Origin of the sequence: Nonomuraea sp. 10N515B (genome assembly GCF_052245915.1) — a bacterium.
GTDB lineage: Bacteria > Actinomycetota > Actinomycetes > Streptosporangiales > Streptosporangiaceae > Nonomuraea.
Genome location: NZ_JBQQBQ010000018.1, coordinates 59,736 through 75,662, shown reverse-complemented (window position 1 = coordinate 75,662; position 15,927 = coordinate 59,736). Strand labels below are relative to the sequence as shown.

The window sequence follows — 15,927 nt, the reverse complement described above, 5'->3', positions numbered from 1 at the left end:
TGATCGCACAACGTCTCCAAAACCCTTACAGCGCAAGGGATACTGAGCGACATGGCACGTGACGGCAGGCCGACCGAGATCTTCGTCAGCTACTCCCCGGCCGACACGGCGTGGGCGACGTGGATCGCGTGGGAGCTCGAGGCGGCGGGCTACAAGACCATGATCCAGGCCTGGGACTTCGTGCCGGGCACCAACTTCATCGACTTCATGGACCGCGGGGTCACCGAGGCGCAGCTGGTCGTGGCGGTTCTCTCGCGTAACTACCTGACCTCCCGGTACGGCCGGATGGAGTGGCAGGCGGCGCTGCGGGCCGACCCGGACAACCCCTCCAACAAGCTCGTCACGATCCGGCTGGAGGACGTCCAGCTGGAGGGCCTGCTGTCCACGATCACCTGGGTCGACCTGCTCGGCGTCACCGACCCAGGGCAGGCCAGGGCGCTGCTGCTCGGCCGGGTCAGGGAGGCGCTGGCGGGCCGGGCCAAGCCCGAGGCGGCGCCGGCGTTCCCTGACGGGTCCGGCGTGCCGGCGGCCGCGCCGACGCTGCCGCCGCCCGGCGAAGAGCGGGCCAGGGCGCGCCGCGCGCCGGTCACCGCGCCCAAGTTCCCGCCCGCGGCGAGCTCCGACAGCGGGCGGGAGTCGATCAGCGTGCTACACATCGGCGGCCCGCGGTTCGGCAGGGCGCTGCCCGACCCCGGCGACCCGTTCACGCCGGAGGACATGCAGGCGCGGATCTGGGCGGACCTGACCGGTATGTACGACCGGGGCATGCCCCGCCCCGATCTGATGATCGTCAGCGGCGACCTGACCGAGTCCGGCAGCCTGGGGCAGTTCGGGCAGGCGACGCGGTTCGTGACCGACCTGCGGCTGCTGATCGGGCTGGAGCCGCACCGGCTGGTGCTGCTGCCGGGGCCGCGCGACGTCACCAAGGCGGCGGCCAGCGCCTACTTCATGACGTGCGAGGCCGACGACGTGAGCCCGCAGCCGCCCTACTGGCCCAAATGGCGGCATTTCGCCGGGTTGTTCGGTGAGGTGTACCAAGGGCTGGACGACCGGGTGTTCGACGGCGGGCAGCCGTGGACGTTGTTCGAGGTGCCCGACCTGAAGGTGGTCGTGGCGGGGCTCAACTCGACGATGGCGATGAGCCATCTGGAGCGGGATGCGTACGCGCTGCTGGGCGAGGCGCAGGCGGCCTGGTTCGCCGAGCGGCTGCGGCCGTACGAGGAGAGCTCCTGGCTGCGGCTCGGCGGGCTCGGACACCCGCCGGGCGCGCTGCGGGACGCGCCCACGTTCGAGCGGCTGCTCGCGCACCGGCTCAACCTGCTCTTGCACGGCGGATCCCGGGAGGCCGCCGACGGGCGGATCGCCGCGCCGCGAGCCGGGCGGCACCAGGTCGTGGAGATCACCCCGGACGGGCTGCGCACGTGGCGGCCGGACGAGCGCGAGCCCGAGCTCGTGCCGTACAAGTGGCGGGCCGCGCGGGCGACGTTCACCGGCGAGGCCCCGCCCGCCCCGGCGCCCGGGCCCAAGCCCGACGAGCGCGAGCCCAGCCCGGTCGAGCTGCTGCTGGACCGGATCACCGAGGTCTGCGAGGCCATGCACGAGCGGGCCAAGATCCGCAGGTTCGCCGCTCATCTCGTGGTCACCCACCCGGAGGACGGGTTCGTCCGTCAGACGATGATCGGCGCGCAGGCCGGCGAGGTGACCGCGGAGGCGGCCGACGCCTTCGCCCGGCAGGCGCACGCCACCGGTCTGGCCGCCGAGCTGGTCTACCAGGGTCCGCCGGCCCCGCGCGCGGTCCGCGACGACCTCATGCGCAAGGGGGTGCGGCTGCGCAGCTTCACCGAGTTCCAGGGCCTGCTCGACCTGACCGGCTACGTCACCGAGCAGACGGCCAGGCTGACCACCGACCGCCGCTACCCGCCGGACCTGTACGTGCCGCAGCGCTACCGCGAGCTGGACCGGCCCGGCAACCAGGTCCGGCACGGGCTGACCGACGAGCTGATGCGCCTGCTGGCCACCGACCACGGCCGGTTCCTGCTGCTGCTCGGCGACTTCGGGCACGGCAAGACGTTCGCGCTGCGCGAGCTGGCCCGCCGCATCCCGGCCGAGCTGCCGCACCTGACGCCGATCCTCATCGAGCTGCGCGCCCTGGACAAGGCGCATTCGGTGGACGCCCTGGTGGCGGCGCACCTGGCCGGCCACGGCGAGGAGTTCATCGATCTCAAGGCGTTCCGCTATCTGCTGCGGCAGGGACGGATCGTGCTGCTGTTCGACGGGTTCGACGAGCTGGTGACCCGGCTGACCTACGACCGGGCGGCCGACCATCTGGCCACGCTGCTGTCGGCGGCCGAGGACAAGGCGAAGATCGTGGTGGCCAGCCGTACCCAGCACTTCAAGTCCAACAGCCAGGTGCTGACCTCGCTCGGCGAGATGGTCGGGGTGCTGCCGCAGCGGCGGGTGCTCAGCGTCGAGGACTTCACGCCCGACCAGATCCGCTCCTACCTGGACAACAGGTTCGAGGACGGCGCCGAGGCCAGGGCCCGCATGTCGCTGATGGGCGAGATCAAGGACCTGCTGGCGCTCGCGCAGAACCCGCGCATGCTGAGTTTCATCGCCGACCTCGACGCCGACCGGCTGCGTACGGTGGCCGGCGCCCGCCACACGCTCAGCCCCGCGCTGCTGTATGAGGAGATCCTCGGCTCGTGGCTGGCGTTCGAGGAACGGCGGGCCAGGCTGCCCGGCTCGGCCACGGCGCTGAGCGTCGAGGAGCTGCGGCGGGCGGTGACGGCGCTGGCGATGCGGCTGTGGGAGACCGGAGAGTCGCTGCTGGGCGTGGACGAGCTGACCGAGATCGGCGAGACGCTGGCCGATCTGGCCGGCGGGCAGTTGTCGGCCGCGCACGCCGCGCACGCGATGGGCTCGGGCAGCCTGCTGGTGCGGACCGAGGAGGGCATGTTCGGGTTCATCCACGCCTCGGTCATGGAGTGGCTGATCGCCCGGCACATCGCCGTGGACGACGTCACGCTGCTGTCCCGAAGGCCGCTGTCGGCGCTCACGGTGGAGTTCCTGTGCGACCTGGCCGACGTGCGGGTGCTGCGCGCGTGGGTGGCGGATCCGCCAGGCGACGACGTGTCCCGGGCCAACGCCGTCAAGATCGCGGCCAGGTTGCGCACGCCCGCCCGCGCCGACCTGCGCGGCGCGAGCCTCAAAGGCGAGGACCTGTCGGCCAGGGACCTGCGGGAGGTCGACCTGACCGGCGCGGACCTGTCGGAGGCGACGCTGGCGGGCACGAACCTGTCCAGGGCCGTCCTGCGTGACGCCAAGCTGGTGGGGGCCCGGCTGGACGGCGCCGTGCTGACCGGGGCCGACCTGACCGGCGCCGACCTGACGGGGGCGCGGCTGGCGCAGGTGGACCTGAGCGACGCCGCCGTCGAGGGCGCCCGCTGGCACCGCGCCTCGCTGATCAACGTGACCGGGACGCTGCCGCACCTGCCCGGCGCGGCAGTGGTGCCGGGGCAGCCGGTGGAGGTGGAGTTCGCGCCGGCCGCGATCGGCGTCCCGTACGGCTATCACTTCCAGACCACCCGCCTGCCCGAGCCGATCGCCTACAGTCCCGACGGCGACATGATCGCGATCGGCAACGAGGACGGCAGCGTGCTGCTGTGCGCCGGCGGCGCACCCGTGCGCACGCTGCAGGGGCATCGGGGCCGCGTGTATGCGGTCACGTTCGCGGGCGAGCTGCTGGCCACGGGCGCCGGCGACGGCCTGGTGCTGGTGCGTGACGCCGTCACCGGCGAGCTGCGGCACACGCTGACCGGCCACGGCGACGGCGTCTGGCCGGTGCGCCTGAGCCCGGCGGGCGACCTGGTGGCGGCCGGCGGCGGGGACGGCGTCGTCCGGGTGTGGGAGACCGCCACCGGGCGGCTGGTCCACGAGCTGGACGGTCATGAGGCGCCGATCTACGCGGCGGCGTTCGTCCACGGGGCGCTGGTGACGGGCGACACCGCGGCCGTGGTGCGGGTCTGGGACTTGGCCTCCGGGCGGATGACGCGCACGCTCGACGGCCACCGTGGCAAGGTCTACCGCGTGGTGGCAGGACCCGGCGGGCGGCTGCTGGTCACCGGCGACGAGGCGGGCGCGCTCAGGGTGTGGGACACCGCCACGTGGGAGCTGCTGCACACGCTGAGCGGTCACCAGGGCAGCATCTACAGCGTGGCGTTCTCGCCCGACGGTTCCCTGCTGGCCTCCGGCGACACGGCCTGCAGCGTGCGCCTGTGGGACCCGGTGGGCGGCGTGGCGCGCGGGGTGCTCACCACGCATCCGGCGTTCGTCTACCACGTGGCGTTCAGCCCCGACGGCCGCACCGTGGCGAGCGGCGACTCCAGCGGCGTCATCAGGTTGCAGCCGGTGGACGGCGGGCAGCGGGTGGAGTTGTCCGGCCACCGGAGTTCGGTCTGGCCGTTCGCCTACCGTCCCGACGGGCGCCAGTTGGTCACGAGCAGCAACGACGGCACGGTGCGGCTGTGGGACCCCGACACGGGCAAGTGCCAGCGGGTGCTGCGCGGGCACGGGCGGCGGATCTCGTCGGTGCGCTTCAGCGCTGACGGCTCGATGCTGGCGACCAGCGGCAACGACGGCGTCGTGCGGGTATGGGAGCCGCGTACGGGGCGGCGGCTGCGGGAGTTCACCGGCACCTCCGACCGGCTGATCTCCGCGGTGTTCTCCCCCTCCGAGCCGGTGCTGGCCACCTCCAGCAACGACGGCGGCGTGCACCTGTGGAACGCCACCACCGGCGACTACGCGCGCGAGCTCAACGCCGAGACCGATCACGTCTGGGCCGAGGCGTTCAGCCCCGACGGCGACATGCTGGCCACGGCCAACGACGACGACAGCGTCAAGATCTGGAACCGGCCGACCGGGCGGCTGGCGGTCAACCTGATGGACCACCGCGGGCGAGTGCGCTCGATCGCGTTCAGCCCCGACGGCGCGTACGTGGCCACCGGCTGCGACGACAAGCTCGTCCGCATCTGGCACGTGGCCTCCGGCGGCCGGGTGGCCACCCTCGAGGGGCACACCGACCGGGTGTACGCGGTGGCGTTCTCCCCCACCGGGCGTCATCTGGCCAGCGCCGGCAACGACGGCCGGGCCATGGTGTGGGAGCTGCGGCCCGCCCAGCCGTGGCAGCCGCGGCTGGTGCACACGCTGGACGGGCACGACGGGCGGCTGTGGAGCGTGGCGTTCGACGCCACCGGCGACCGCTTGGCCACCGGCGGCGACGATCTGATGGTGCGGGTGTGGGACACCGCCAGCGGCCGGCGGCTGCACGAGCTGGCCGGGCACGCCCGGCGGGTGTGGTCGGTCGCCTTCAGCCCCGCCTCCGATCTGCTGGCCAGCGCGGGCGACGACGGCGTGGTGATCCTCTGGGCGGGGGGCGAGCGGCAGGCGACGCTGCTCGGGCTGCCCGAGGGGTGGGCGGCGCTGGCGCCCGACGGCCGCTACAAGATCCATGGGGCGCCGGCCGGGCAGTTCTGGCACGTCATCGGGATGTCGCGGTTCGAGCTGGGCGAGCTGGACCCCTACCTGACGACGGTGCGGCAGGTCGCGCTCGACTCACCCTTCTGACGTGCCGGCCGAAAGACGCACGAGCCCCCCGGCGCGGTGTGGAAAGATCCATGTCCATAAGGTGTCGGTGCCGTCGAGCATCGCGAAGGGGATCACGTATGCCTACCTGCCGGAAGCCGCGCTCGTGACCGGCGAGCGGGACTCCGAGCCCGGCTCATTGGTCGTCGCCGAGCCGGGCTCAGAGGCCTGGCCGGTCGTGGCCGGCGAGCGGGATTCAGCGGGCCCGAGGCGGGCCGTCAAGATCGCGATCGTGCTGGTCGGCGTGGTCAATCTGGTCGTGGCAGGGGTTCTGATCGGGATTCCCGGGTTCAGGACGACGCTGGACCGCGTTCCCACCCCGGCCGCTGATCGCAGTACGCCTCCCGCGGCGGCCCTGAGCCGCAGTCCCGCCGCCACCCCGGCCCCGACCTCTGGCCCTCCCGAGGCGAGCACCCGGATCTCCAGCACCCCGGCCCTCGCCGCCCCGGCCTCCACCCCAGCCGCCGCCCCGGACTCGGCCGGTGCCACGACCTCCGGCATCCCGGACAATCCCGGCGCCGTCCAGCCGCAGGGCGCCCGTGCGACGCGGACCCGGGAACCGCGGCCGCGCTCGATCCGCCCGCGAGCGGTCCGCCCCAAGAAGCCGGTCGTGATCCGGCACACGGGCGAGGTGGTCGCGAGCAGCTCCACGACCCCGTCGGCCACCCCGGCCACCGAACCGCCGATCTCCCCTTCCGGCCCGGCCGCTCAGCGCCGCACGGGGCAACTGCCCGGCCAGGCAATGCTGGACGATGGGACCGCATCCGGCTGAGGCGCGCTTCAGAGGCCGGCGAGCTGGGAGATCACGGTACGGATCGCGGTCACCCGGTCGGGTAGCGGCCCGGCGGGGACGTCGATGAGGCGGTAGCCGAATGCGCGATAGGTCTGCTCATGGAGGCGTTCGAACGTCAGGGAGTCTTCGAAGCTGATCCGGCGGGCCTCGGTCGGCTCGCAGAAGCCGAGATTGCGGACGAAGAACACATTCCGGTCGTAGATCTGCTCTCGCGTGATCCTCTCGATCTCCGTGGACAGGGCCGAGGAGATCGAGTGCCCGACAAAGGTGCTGAGGGCGTGCGTGCAGATGGGCGAGCGGTCGAAGAACTGCACGCACGACTCGGAAGTGATCGGCTGCAGCTGCCGCCGTCGTTGCACGGCCACGATCGCGTCGATGAAGGACGGCCGGGTCCATGGCTCGGCGACGCCGCGCGCCTGCTCGTCCGCGATGACCGCCGTGGCCGCCTCCTCGACCGTCGCGTTTCCGAGGGCCGCCAGACACCGCAGGATCGTGGTCTTGCCGGCACCGGGGGTGCCGGTGAGGATGTAGCGCTTCATCGTCGTCTGATCGCCTTTCTGATCACACCGGAACGATCTTGCTCATGAGCGCACGCGGCAGCGACAGGTAGATCACCTGGGACTTGTCGGTGGATTCCACGAGCGTCCGGGCGCGTCGGCACGCGGTCGGGGCGCAGTCGGGGCGCAGTCGGGGCGCAGTCGGGGCGCAGTCGGGGCGCAGTCGGGGCGCGCAAAAGGGATCGCAGACGGTACCCGGTCAGCCGCGGGCGGCGCGCCGGCGCAGGTCCTCCCACACCTCGCTCACCCGCATGTCCAGCTCCTCCAGCGAGCCCTCGTTCGGGACCACGATGTCCGCGACCGCCAGCCGCTCCTCCCGGCTCGCCTGCGCCGCGATGCGGGCCTTGGCGTCGGACTCCGCCATCCCCCGGTGCTCGGCCAGCCGCCTGATCCGCACGCCGTCGGCCGCGTCCACCACGATGACCACGTCGTACATCGGGGCCAGCTTGTTCTCGGCCAGCAGCGGCACGTCGTACACGACGATCGCGTCATCGGCCGCCGCACCCTGCAGCTGCGCCACCCGCTCCCCCACCAGCGGATGCACGATCGCGTTGAGCGCCGCCAGCCGCTCGGAGTCGGCGAAGACGATCGACCCCAGCTTCTCCCGGTTGAGCGAGCCGTCGGGACGGAGCACCTCTTCCCCGAACGCGGCCACCACCCGCGCCAGGCCGACCGTGCCGGGCTCGACCACCTCGCGCGCGATCTTGTCGGCGTCGATCACGACGGCGCCCCTGGCCGCGAGCCGCTTGGACACCTCGCTCTTACCGGAGCCGATGCCGCCAGTGAGGCCAATCTTCAACACCGGTAAAGCCTATCCACCAATGTCGCATACGGGGTCATCATCGACGTATGACGACCACGATCGTAGGGGCGGCGCACGATCAGGCCACGGCGGTCGGCGACGACTGGGTGGGGCCGCCGCACATCGTGCTGGCCCTGCTGGCCGGCGACTCGATCGCTGCCCGCGTGCTCGCCGCGGCCGGGCTCGACCGGGCGCGAGCGCTGGAGTGCATGCCTCGCCGCCGCACCAGGCCCGGACACGGGGCAGGCGGCTTCGCCAACCCCGCCTTCCACAAGCTGTACGGCATCGCCACCGGCCTGGCGCTGGCCGCCGGGGACCGGAGCCCGGCACCCGAGCACTGGCTGCTCGCGCTGGCGTACGAGGCGCAGAACAGGGAGGCGACGCCGCTCCACATGTTCGGCCTGGACCCGGCACGGGTGGTCGAGGCACTGCGCGAGCACGGCGTGCGGGTGCCGCCGATCGACCCACCCGTGTACGTGCCGTGGCGGGGCCGGCACCAGATCGTCGTGCCCGCGTCCAGGCTCCAGCCGGTGCTCGACCGACTCAACGCCGAGCATCCGGCGGGTTCGGAATGGCGGTGGGGATGGAACTGGGTCGACGACGACATGGGCCGCGCCATGATCATTGCTGAGGAGGGGATCGATCTGGCCGCGGCCTGCGCAGGTGAACCATCGTCAGATGATCGTCCATCCGCTCACGGTGCGTCTCCCGATAGCCCAGGCGGCGGTAGAGCCGTAGATTGACCTCCGACAGGTGCCCGGTGAACAGGTCGAACGCCGTGGCCTCCGGCAGCTCTTCGTGCAGCGCGCTCAGCAGGGCCGTGCCCAGCCCTTGGCCCTGCCAGTCGGGGGCGACGACGAGGCGGCCGACCACGCAGGTGGTGCCGGACAGCTGCCCGCGTACGGCGCCGACGATCCGGCCGGCGTCGAGCGCCTTGAGCACGACGGCGGTCTCGATGACCTTCCGCAGCTGCTCCAGCGACTCGACGAGCGGCAGGATGTAAGGGTCGCCGTAGAGCTGGGCCTCGCTCACGTACGCCGCCCGCTGCACGGTGAGGATCTCCCCCGCGTCCGCCGCCACCGCCCGTTCGATCATCACGCCCAGCACCCTATCCGTTCGGCGTGGCCGCGGCGGGCATGTCGGCCGCGTCAACCGCCAGAAGGATCGGACACGCCTCGGTTACCTAATAATCCGGAAAAATGCCCGGATGCCCTCCACCAGCGAGTCCGGAGCCGCCATGGCCACCATGTGACTGGGGGAATGAGAATCCCCCCAGTAGACGATGTTGTTCTTGCGCTCGGCGATCCGCCGCAGCAGCGCCGGGCCGCCATGGGTCGCCCCGGTCGGCACCGCGGTCTGGTCGATCGGCATGCCGGCCGCGCCCTCGTAATACGTCCACGACGACGAGCCGCCGGTCCCCGTCAGCCAGTACAAGCTCGCGTTCGTCAGCACCAGGTCGCGATCGATGGGCTCGGCCTCCGATCCCCACCCGTCGAACTCCTTGAACCGCTCGACCAGGTAGGCCAGCTGCGCCACCGGCGAGTCCGCGAACCCGTAGGCCAGCGTCTGCGGCCGGGCGGCGAGATACGGCCCATAGCCGCTCCCGCCGGCCATCCGCTCGGCCAGCTCCTTGAGCTCGGCCAGCTCCTCCTCGCTTGCCCCCTCCAGCTCGGCGGGGTCGCCGGTGGGGATGCCGAGCCCGGCTGTGATGACCGCGCCGGCCAGGTGTTCATGGTCCAGTACGGCCAGTTGCGGCGTCACCAGCGCTCCGGCGTCGTTGCCGTGCGCGCCGTACCGGTCGTACCCGAGCCTGCGCATCAGTTCGGCCCACGTGCGTGCCACCCGCTCGATGCTCCACGGCCGCCCGTCGGCGGCCTCAGGGAACGGCGAGAACGCGAACCCGGGCAGCGACGGCGCGACCACGTGGAAGGCCATGTCGGGGTCGAGCCCGTGGCCACGGGGGTCGGTGAGCGGGCCGATGACGTCGAGCAACTCGGCGACGGAGTTCGGCCAGCTGTGCGTGACGATCAGCGGCAGCGCGTGCGGCTCCGGGGAGCGTACGTGCAGGAAGTGGATCGTCTGCCCGTCGATCGCGGTGGTGAACTGCGGGAAGGCGTTCAGCCTGGCCTCCTGGGCCCGCCAGTCGAATCCCTCGGCCCAGTACGCGGCCAGCTCGCGCAGATATTCCACAGGCACGCCCCGGCTCCACCCGCCGCCCCGCAACTGGCCGGCCCATCTGGTCCGCCGCAGTCGTTCCTTCAGGTCTTCCAGGTCGGCCTGGGGGATCTCGATGCGGAAACGCTTGATCTCATCCATGCGTACGACGTTAAGGTCGAAAGCGGCAAGGTTCCTTCCGCATTTCCGCGTGATCGCCCGCCGCACCACGTGCCCCTACGCCGCCACCGACGCATGCCAAGCGGCCCAGCGCCGCCACCCAACGCGGATGAGGCCCAGCGCGGTCGCCGGACGAGCATGCCAAAAGGCCCCGCACGGCGAACCGTGCGGGGCCTCAGGAAGGGGCTAGATGGCCTTAGCTCTGGCCGCCCGCGAGCTTCTCGCGCAGGGCCGCAAGCGCCTCGTCAGAGGCGAGCGCGCCGCTGGCGGGAGCCGACGACGAGGTGCCGCCGCCCTGCTGGGGCGGGGTCTCGCCGCTGTAGGTCGAAGGAGCAGCCTCGCCCGCCTCGGCCTCGGCCTTGCGGGCCTCCTCGATCTGCTTCTTGTGAGCCTCGAAGCGCTGCTGGGCCTCGGCGTACTGCCGCTCCCACTCCTCGCGCTGCTTGTCGAAGCCCTCGAGCCACTCCCCGGTCTCCGGGTCGAAGCCCTCGGGGTAGATGTAGTTGCCCTGGTCGTCGTAGGTGGCCGCCATGCCGTAGAGCGTCGGGTCGAACTCGACCTCGGTGCCCACGCCTTCGTTGGCCTGCTTCAGCGAGAGGCTGATGCGACGGCGGTCGAGGTCGATGTCGATGATCTTGACGAAGATCTCGTCGCCGACCTGGACGACCTGCTCCGGGATCTCCACGTGGCGCTCGGCCAGCTCGGAGATGTGGACCAGGCCCTCGATGCCCTCCTCGACCCGGACGAACGCGCCGAACGGCACCAGCTTGGTGACGCGGCCCGGCACGACCTGGCCGATCTGGTGGGTGCGGGCGAACTGCTGCCACGGGTCTTCCTGGGTGGCCTTGAGCGACAGGGAGACGCGCTCGCGCTCCATGTCGACGTCGAGGACCTCGACCGTGACCTCCTGGCCGACTTCGACGACCTCGGACGGGTGGTCGATGTGCTTCCAGGACAGCTCGGACACGTGGACCAGGCCGTCGACCCCACCGAGGTCGACGAAGGCGCCGAAGTTGACGATCGAGGAGACGACGCCCTTGCGGACCTGACCCTTCTGGAGGGTGTTGAGGAACGTCTGGCGAACCTCGGACTGCGTCTGCTCGAGCCAGGCGCGGCGCGACAGGACCACGTTGTTGCGGTTCTTGTCGAGCTCTATGATCTTGGCTTCGAGCTCGCGGCCGACGTAGGGCTGCAGGTCGCGGACCCGGCGCATCTCGACCAGGGAGGCCGGCAGGAAGCCGCGCAGCCCGATGTCGAGGATGAGGCCGCCCTTGACGACCTCGATGACGGTGCCGGTGACGATGCCGTCCTCGTCCTTGATCTTCTCGATCGTGCCCCAGGCGCGCTCGTATTGGGCGCGCTTCTTGGACAGGATCAGCCGGCCCTCCTTGTCCTCCTTCTGGAGAACCAGGGCCTCGACATGTTCGCCGACCTCCACGACGTCAGCCGGATCGACATCGTGCTTGATCGAAAGCTCGCGCGAGGGGATGACACCCTCGGTCTTGTAGCCGATATCGAGAAGGACCTCGTCTCGATCGACCTTGACGACGGTGCCCTCAACAATGTCACCGTCGTTGAAGTACTTGATGGTCTCGTCGATCGCGGCGAGGAAGGCTTCCTCGGACCCGATGTCGTTGACCGCTACCTGCGGGGTGCTCGAGGTGGCCTCAGTGCTGGACGTCATGTGTGGAATTGCTCCGAACGCGGACAGGATGTCGATGTGGCGGATGCGCGGCAGGCCCTCTTCCGCATCAAGCCGAGGAATTACGACATCGACGTGACCGAGCGCGAGCCCGCTCCGTCTGAGGCGCGCGCGAGCCCACAGCGCAGCGATCAGCATATGAGACCTGGGGCACGGGGTCAATCCGGGGAGAGGTCAATAGACGATGACCTGGAGCCCTCGCTTGGCGACGATATTACCCTGAAGTTCCTCCGGCATGGAGATCCGGTCAGGGTCTCCATCGGAGACGTAACGCTCGCCAGGGTGCTTGTCCAGCCAGTCCAGCCAGTATTGCGAGCACCACTTGCGGCACTCGCCTGTCTTGCCGTTGCTCTGGATCCGCTGGATCGCCCCTCGATCGAAATTTTTCGCGTAGGGCGAAAGCGACGGCTCGGCTCCGGCGAGGAAAACGCCGGAGAAATCATACCGGCTGCCATCCCAAGATCCGGTCCGCGCCGCCTTCTTGTCGCGGGGTAACGCCCCGTACGGGAGCGCTATGGTCGTGGACGACGGCGCGCCGAGCTTCTTGAACAGCCGCTCGAGGCGGACGATCTGCTCGCGGACCCGCTTCCTCTTGAGCGCGCGCAGGTTGGCGTGGCCCCAGGTGTGGTTGGCCACCTCGTAGCCGTGCTCGGTCAGCCACCGTAAGGCGGCCGCCTGAGAGGCGTGGTCGCGCAGCCCGAACGGCTCCTTGTTGACCCAGAACGTGGCGACCGGCCGGAACCCCGGATAACGGGTGGCCACGTCCTGGATGACGGCCACGGCCGTGTCCGGAGCGGGGTTGCCGTTCACGTCCAGCGCGAAGTGGCTGGGATGCCCGTCGTCGAACGTCAGCACCACCGGGAACTTGCCCGCCGGCACGTGAATGTCGCCGGCGGCGAACTCCGCGGCGGTGATCGGCACATAACCCCTCTTCGCCAGCTTCTCCAGCTCCTTCATGAGCTGGTCGGGCGTGCGGTCAAGGGAGGCCATCCGCTTGCGGAGGAGCCGGTGGTACATCAGGACCGGCACCTTCCCTAACTCGTTGGCGCCCACCTGCCTGGCGAACTCGGGCGTGGCCACGATCCCGGGCGGCTGGCCGACCGGGGTCAGGGTGGGCGCCGGGACGGTGTCCTGCGGCTTGGCGCCGGCCTGCGGCTTGGCGTGCGGCCGGGCTCCGGTCGGCAGGAGGCTCAGCCCGATGATCGCCACGGTGACCACGACGACGTTCGCGAGGCCGATGATCCTCGTGAGGGACGCTGATACCCGCACAGAACTCCCGTGCCGCTCGGGGGAAAAGACACTCCAGGGTAGTGGAGATCCCCATGGGGCCGGACCCGCGAGCGCCCGCGCGGAGGGTCAGCGCCCGTCCGCGCGGGGCCGGCCCTCGTGAGCGCCCGCGGAGGTCAGTGCCCGGCGTCCTCCCACGTGCGCCCGACGCCCACGGAGACCTCCAGCGGCACCCGCAGGTGATAGGCGGCGTTCATCTGGTCGCACACGAGCTGTTTGAGCTGCTCCAGCTCCCCTGGCGCCACCTCGAACACGAGCTCGTCGTGAACCTGGAGCAACATCCTGGAGGCCAGCCTCTCCTCGCGGATCGCCTGGTGCACGTGGAGCATGGCGACCTTGATGATGTCGGCCGCCGAGCCCTGGATGGGGGCGTTGAGCGCCATCCGCTCGGCCATCTCGCGGCGCTGGCGGTTGTCGCTGGTGAGGTCGGGCAGGTAGCGGCGGCGGCCCATGATCGTCTCGGTGTAGCCGTCGGTGCGCGCCTGGGCCACGATCGCGTGCAGGAAGTCGCGTACGCCGCCGAACTCCTGGAAGTATTCCTCCTTCAGCGCCCGCGCCTCGGCCACCGGGATGTTGAGCTGCGCGGACAGCCCGAAGTCGGACAGCCCGTAGGCCAGGCCGTAGTTCATGGCCTTGATGCGGGCCCGCAGGTCGCCGTCGATCTGCTCGGGCGGCAGGTCGAACACGCGGGCCGCAGTGGCCTGGTGGAAGTCGTGCCCGGACTCGAAGGCGGCGATCAGCGACTCGTCGCCCGACAGGTGGGCCATGATCCGCAGCTCGATCTGGCTGTAGTCGGCCGTCAGCAGCGTCTCGTAGCCCTCGCCGACCACGAAGCCCTGCCGGATGCGGCGGCCCTCGGCGGTGCGGATCGGGATGTTCTGCAGGTTGGGCTTCTCCGAGGAGAGCCGGCCGGTGGCGGCGATGATCTGGTTGAACGTCGTGTGGATACGCCCGTCGTCGCCGACCTCCTTGATCAACCCTTCCACCGTGGTGCGCAGCTTCTGCTGGTCGCGGTGGCGCAGCATGATCGTGGGCAGCTCGTGGTCGGTCTGGGTGGCGAGCCAGGCGAGCTGGTCGGCGTCGGTGCTGTAGCCGGTCTTGATCTTCTTGGTCTTGGGCAGGTTGAGCTTGACGAAGAGGATCTCCTGCAGCTGCTTGGGCGAGCCCAGGTTGAACTGCTCGCCGACGGCGCGGTGCGCCTCCTCCACCGCGTGTTTGACCGCGGCGCCGAACTCGGCCTCCAGGCCGGCGAAGTATTCGCTGTCGACCGCGATGCCCGCGCGCTCCATCTCGGCCAGCACGCTCAGCAGCGGCAGCTCCACCTCGCCGAGCAGGTGGGTGCCGCCGCGCCCGGCGAGGAAGCGCTCCAGGGCCTCGGCCAGCTCCCGCACGGCGTGGGCGCGCAGCGCGAGGTCCTTGGCGGGGGCGTCCTCGTCGTCGCCGAACAGTGCCGCCTGCCCGTGGGACTCCTCCTCGGCCCGCAGGTCGCGGTTGAGGTAGCGGCGGGCCAGGTCCTCCAGCGCGAACGTGCGCTGCCCCGGCATCGCCAGATAGGCGGCCAGGGCGGTGTCGCAGCCGAGGCCGCGCAGCTCCATGCCCTGCGCCCACAGGGCCAGGATGGGTCCCTTGGCGTCGTGGACGGCCTTGGGCTTGGTCTCGTCGGCCAGCCAAGCCCGCAGGGCGGCCTCGTCGGCCTCGGTGAGCTTGACGGGGTCGATGTGGGCGGCGGTGCCGGTGGGCGAGGCGATGGCGATGGCGTCGATGCGCCCGGTGCCGCTGCCGTAGACGCCCTTGACGGCGAGCCCGGCGCGGCCCTCGGGCAGCGCGGCCAGCCAGCCGGCCACCCGGTCGGGGCCGAGCAGCACGGTCTCGACCTCGAACCCCTGGTCGGGCTCCTGCTCGCCGGTGCCGAGCACCTTGAACACGCGCTCCCGCAACTCGCCGCGGATCTGCAGGCTGTCGAACAGCTTGTTGATCTCCTCGCGCTCCCAGGTGCCCTGCTGGAGGTCCTCGAGCTCGGCCTCCAGCGGGACGTCGCGCAGCAGCTCGGTGAGCCGCCGGTTCATCAGCACCTGGGCGACGTGCTCGCGCAGCTTGTCGCCGACCTTGCCCTTGACCTCGTCGACCCGGTCGACGAGGGCGGTCAGCGAGCCGAACTCGCGCACCCACTTGGCCGCGGTCTTCTCCCCCACGCTGGGGATGCTCAGCAGGTTGTCACTGGGGTCGCCGCGCAGGGCCGCGAAGTCCGGATATTGCGCCGGGGTCAGGCCGTATTTCTCCTCGACCGCCTCGGGCGTGAACCTCGTCATGTCGCTGATGCCGCGCCGGGTCATCAGGACGGTGACTTTGTCGTCGACGAGCTGCAGCGCGTCACGGTCGCCGGTGACGATGAGGACGCTCATCCCCTGCGCGGAGGCGCGGGTGGCGAGCGTGGCGATGAGGTCGTCGGCTTCGAACCCGGCCTTGGACAGGCGCGGGATGCGCAGCGTGTCGAGCAGCTCGAAGATGAGCTGCATCTGCCCGCGGAAGTCCTCGGGCGTCTCGCTCCTGTTGGCCTTGTAGTCGGAGTATTCCTCATGGCGGAAGGTCGGCTCCGACCTGTCGAAGGCGACCGCCACATGGGTCGGCTGCTCGTCGCGCAGGACGTTGGTCAACATCGAGGTGAACCCGTAGACCGCCTCGGTGTGCTGACCGTCGGTGGTCATGAGGTTGGCGTCCTTGAGCGCGAAAAAGGCGCGGTAGGCCAGCGAATGCCCGTCGAGCAGCAACAGGCATGGGCGGTTGGGGGTCACTTCACTCTTCGGCACACCCG

Annotated in this window: 9 protein-coding genes and 1 pseudogene; 3 read left to right on the top strand and 7 right to left on the bottom strand. The window is 70.8% G+C overall.

Annotated features, from left to right (window positions below; genetic code table 11):
* Positions 1-51: 51 nt before the first annotated feature.
* Together ACTWQA_RS26705 and ACTWQA_RS26700 are read left to right on the top strand one after the other, a co-directional pair.
* Positions 52-5,622: a TIR domain-containing protein gene (locus tag ACTWQA_RS26705; RefSeq protein ID WP_443161815.1), complete on the top strand. Its 5,571-nt coding sequence runs from the start codon at positions 52-54 to the stop codon at positions 5,620-5,622.
* A gap of 67 nt (positions 5,623-5,689) precedes the next feature.
* Positions 5,690-6,412 (top strand): hypothetical protein, encoded by a 723-nt coding sequence (locus tag ACTWQA_RS26700; RefSeq protein ID WP_443161814.1) that lies wholly within the window; start codon positions 5,690-5,692, stop codon positions 6,410-6,412.
* A gap of 8 nt (positions 6,413-6,420) precedes the next feature.
* Here the strand turns inward: ACTWQA_RS26700 and ACTWQA_RS26695 are convergent, their stop codons facing one another.
* Complete coding sequence (locus tag ACTWQA_RS26695) at positions 6,421-6,972, bottom strand: AAA family ATPase (RefSeq protein ID WP_443161813.1); 552 nt, start codon at positions 6,970-6,972, stop codon at positions 6,421-6,423.
* A 217-nt stretch (positions 6,973-7,189) separates the two neighbouring features.
* Positions 7,190-7,792: a dephospho-CoA kinase gene (gene coaE / locus ACTWQA_RS26690; RefSeq protein ID WP_305922061.1), complete on the bottom strand. Its 603-nt coding sequence runs from the start codon at positions 7,790-7,792 to the stop codon at positions 7,190-7,192.
* A gap of 47 nt (positions 7,793-7,839) precedes the next feature.
* On the opposite strand from coaE, the pseudogene ACTWQA_RS26685 reads away from it, so the two are divergent.
* Positions 7,840-7,980, top strand: a pseudogene (locus tag ACTWQA_RS26685) (Clp protease N-terminal domain-containing protein); the annotation flags it as partial.
* 433 nt (positions 7,981-8,413) lie between these two features.
* Here the strand turns inward: ACTWQA_RS26685 and ACTWQA_RS26680 are convergent.
* The 5 genes from ACTWQA_RS26680 to polA form a co-directional block, all read right to left on the bottom strand.
* The gene (locus ACTWQA_RS26680) at positions 8,414-8,887 is read right to left on the bottom strand and encodes a GNAT family N-acetyltransferase (protein WP_443161900.1); all 474 of its coding nucleotides are present in this window, start codon (positions 8,885-8,887) and stop codon (positions 8,414-8,416) included.
* A gap of 84 nt (positions 8,888-8,971) precedes the next feature.
* Positions 8,972-10,108 (bottom strand): epoxide hydrolase family protein, encoded by a 1,137-nt coding sequence (locus tag ACTWQA_RS26675; RefSeq protein ID WP_443161812.1) that lies wholly within the window; start codon positions 10,106-10,108, stop codon positions 8,972-8,974.
* A 214-nt stretch (positions 10,109-10,322) separates the two neighbouring features.
* Positions 10,323-11,810 (bottom strand): 30S ribosomal protein S1, encoded by a 1,488-nt coding sequence (rpsA, locus tag ACTWQA_RS26670; protein ID WP_443161811.1) that lies wholly within the window; start codon positions 11,808-11,810, stop codon positions 10,323-10,325.
* 192 nt (positions 11,811-12,002) lie between these two features.
* Entirely contained in the window at positions 12,003-13,097 is a 1,095-nt protein-coding gene (locus ACTWQA_RS26665) for a polysaccharide deacetylase family protein (protein WP_443161810.1), read from the bottom strand.
* A gap of 134 nt (positions 13,098-13,231) precedes the next feature.
* On the bottom strand, positions 13,232-15,922 hold the full coding sequence (gene polA / locus ACTWQA_RS26660) for a DNA polymerase I (RefSeq protein WP_443161809.1): 2,691 nt from the start codon (positions 15,920-15,922) through the stop codon (positions 13,232-13,234).
* Positions 15,923-15,927 lie beyond the last annotated feature (5 nt).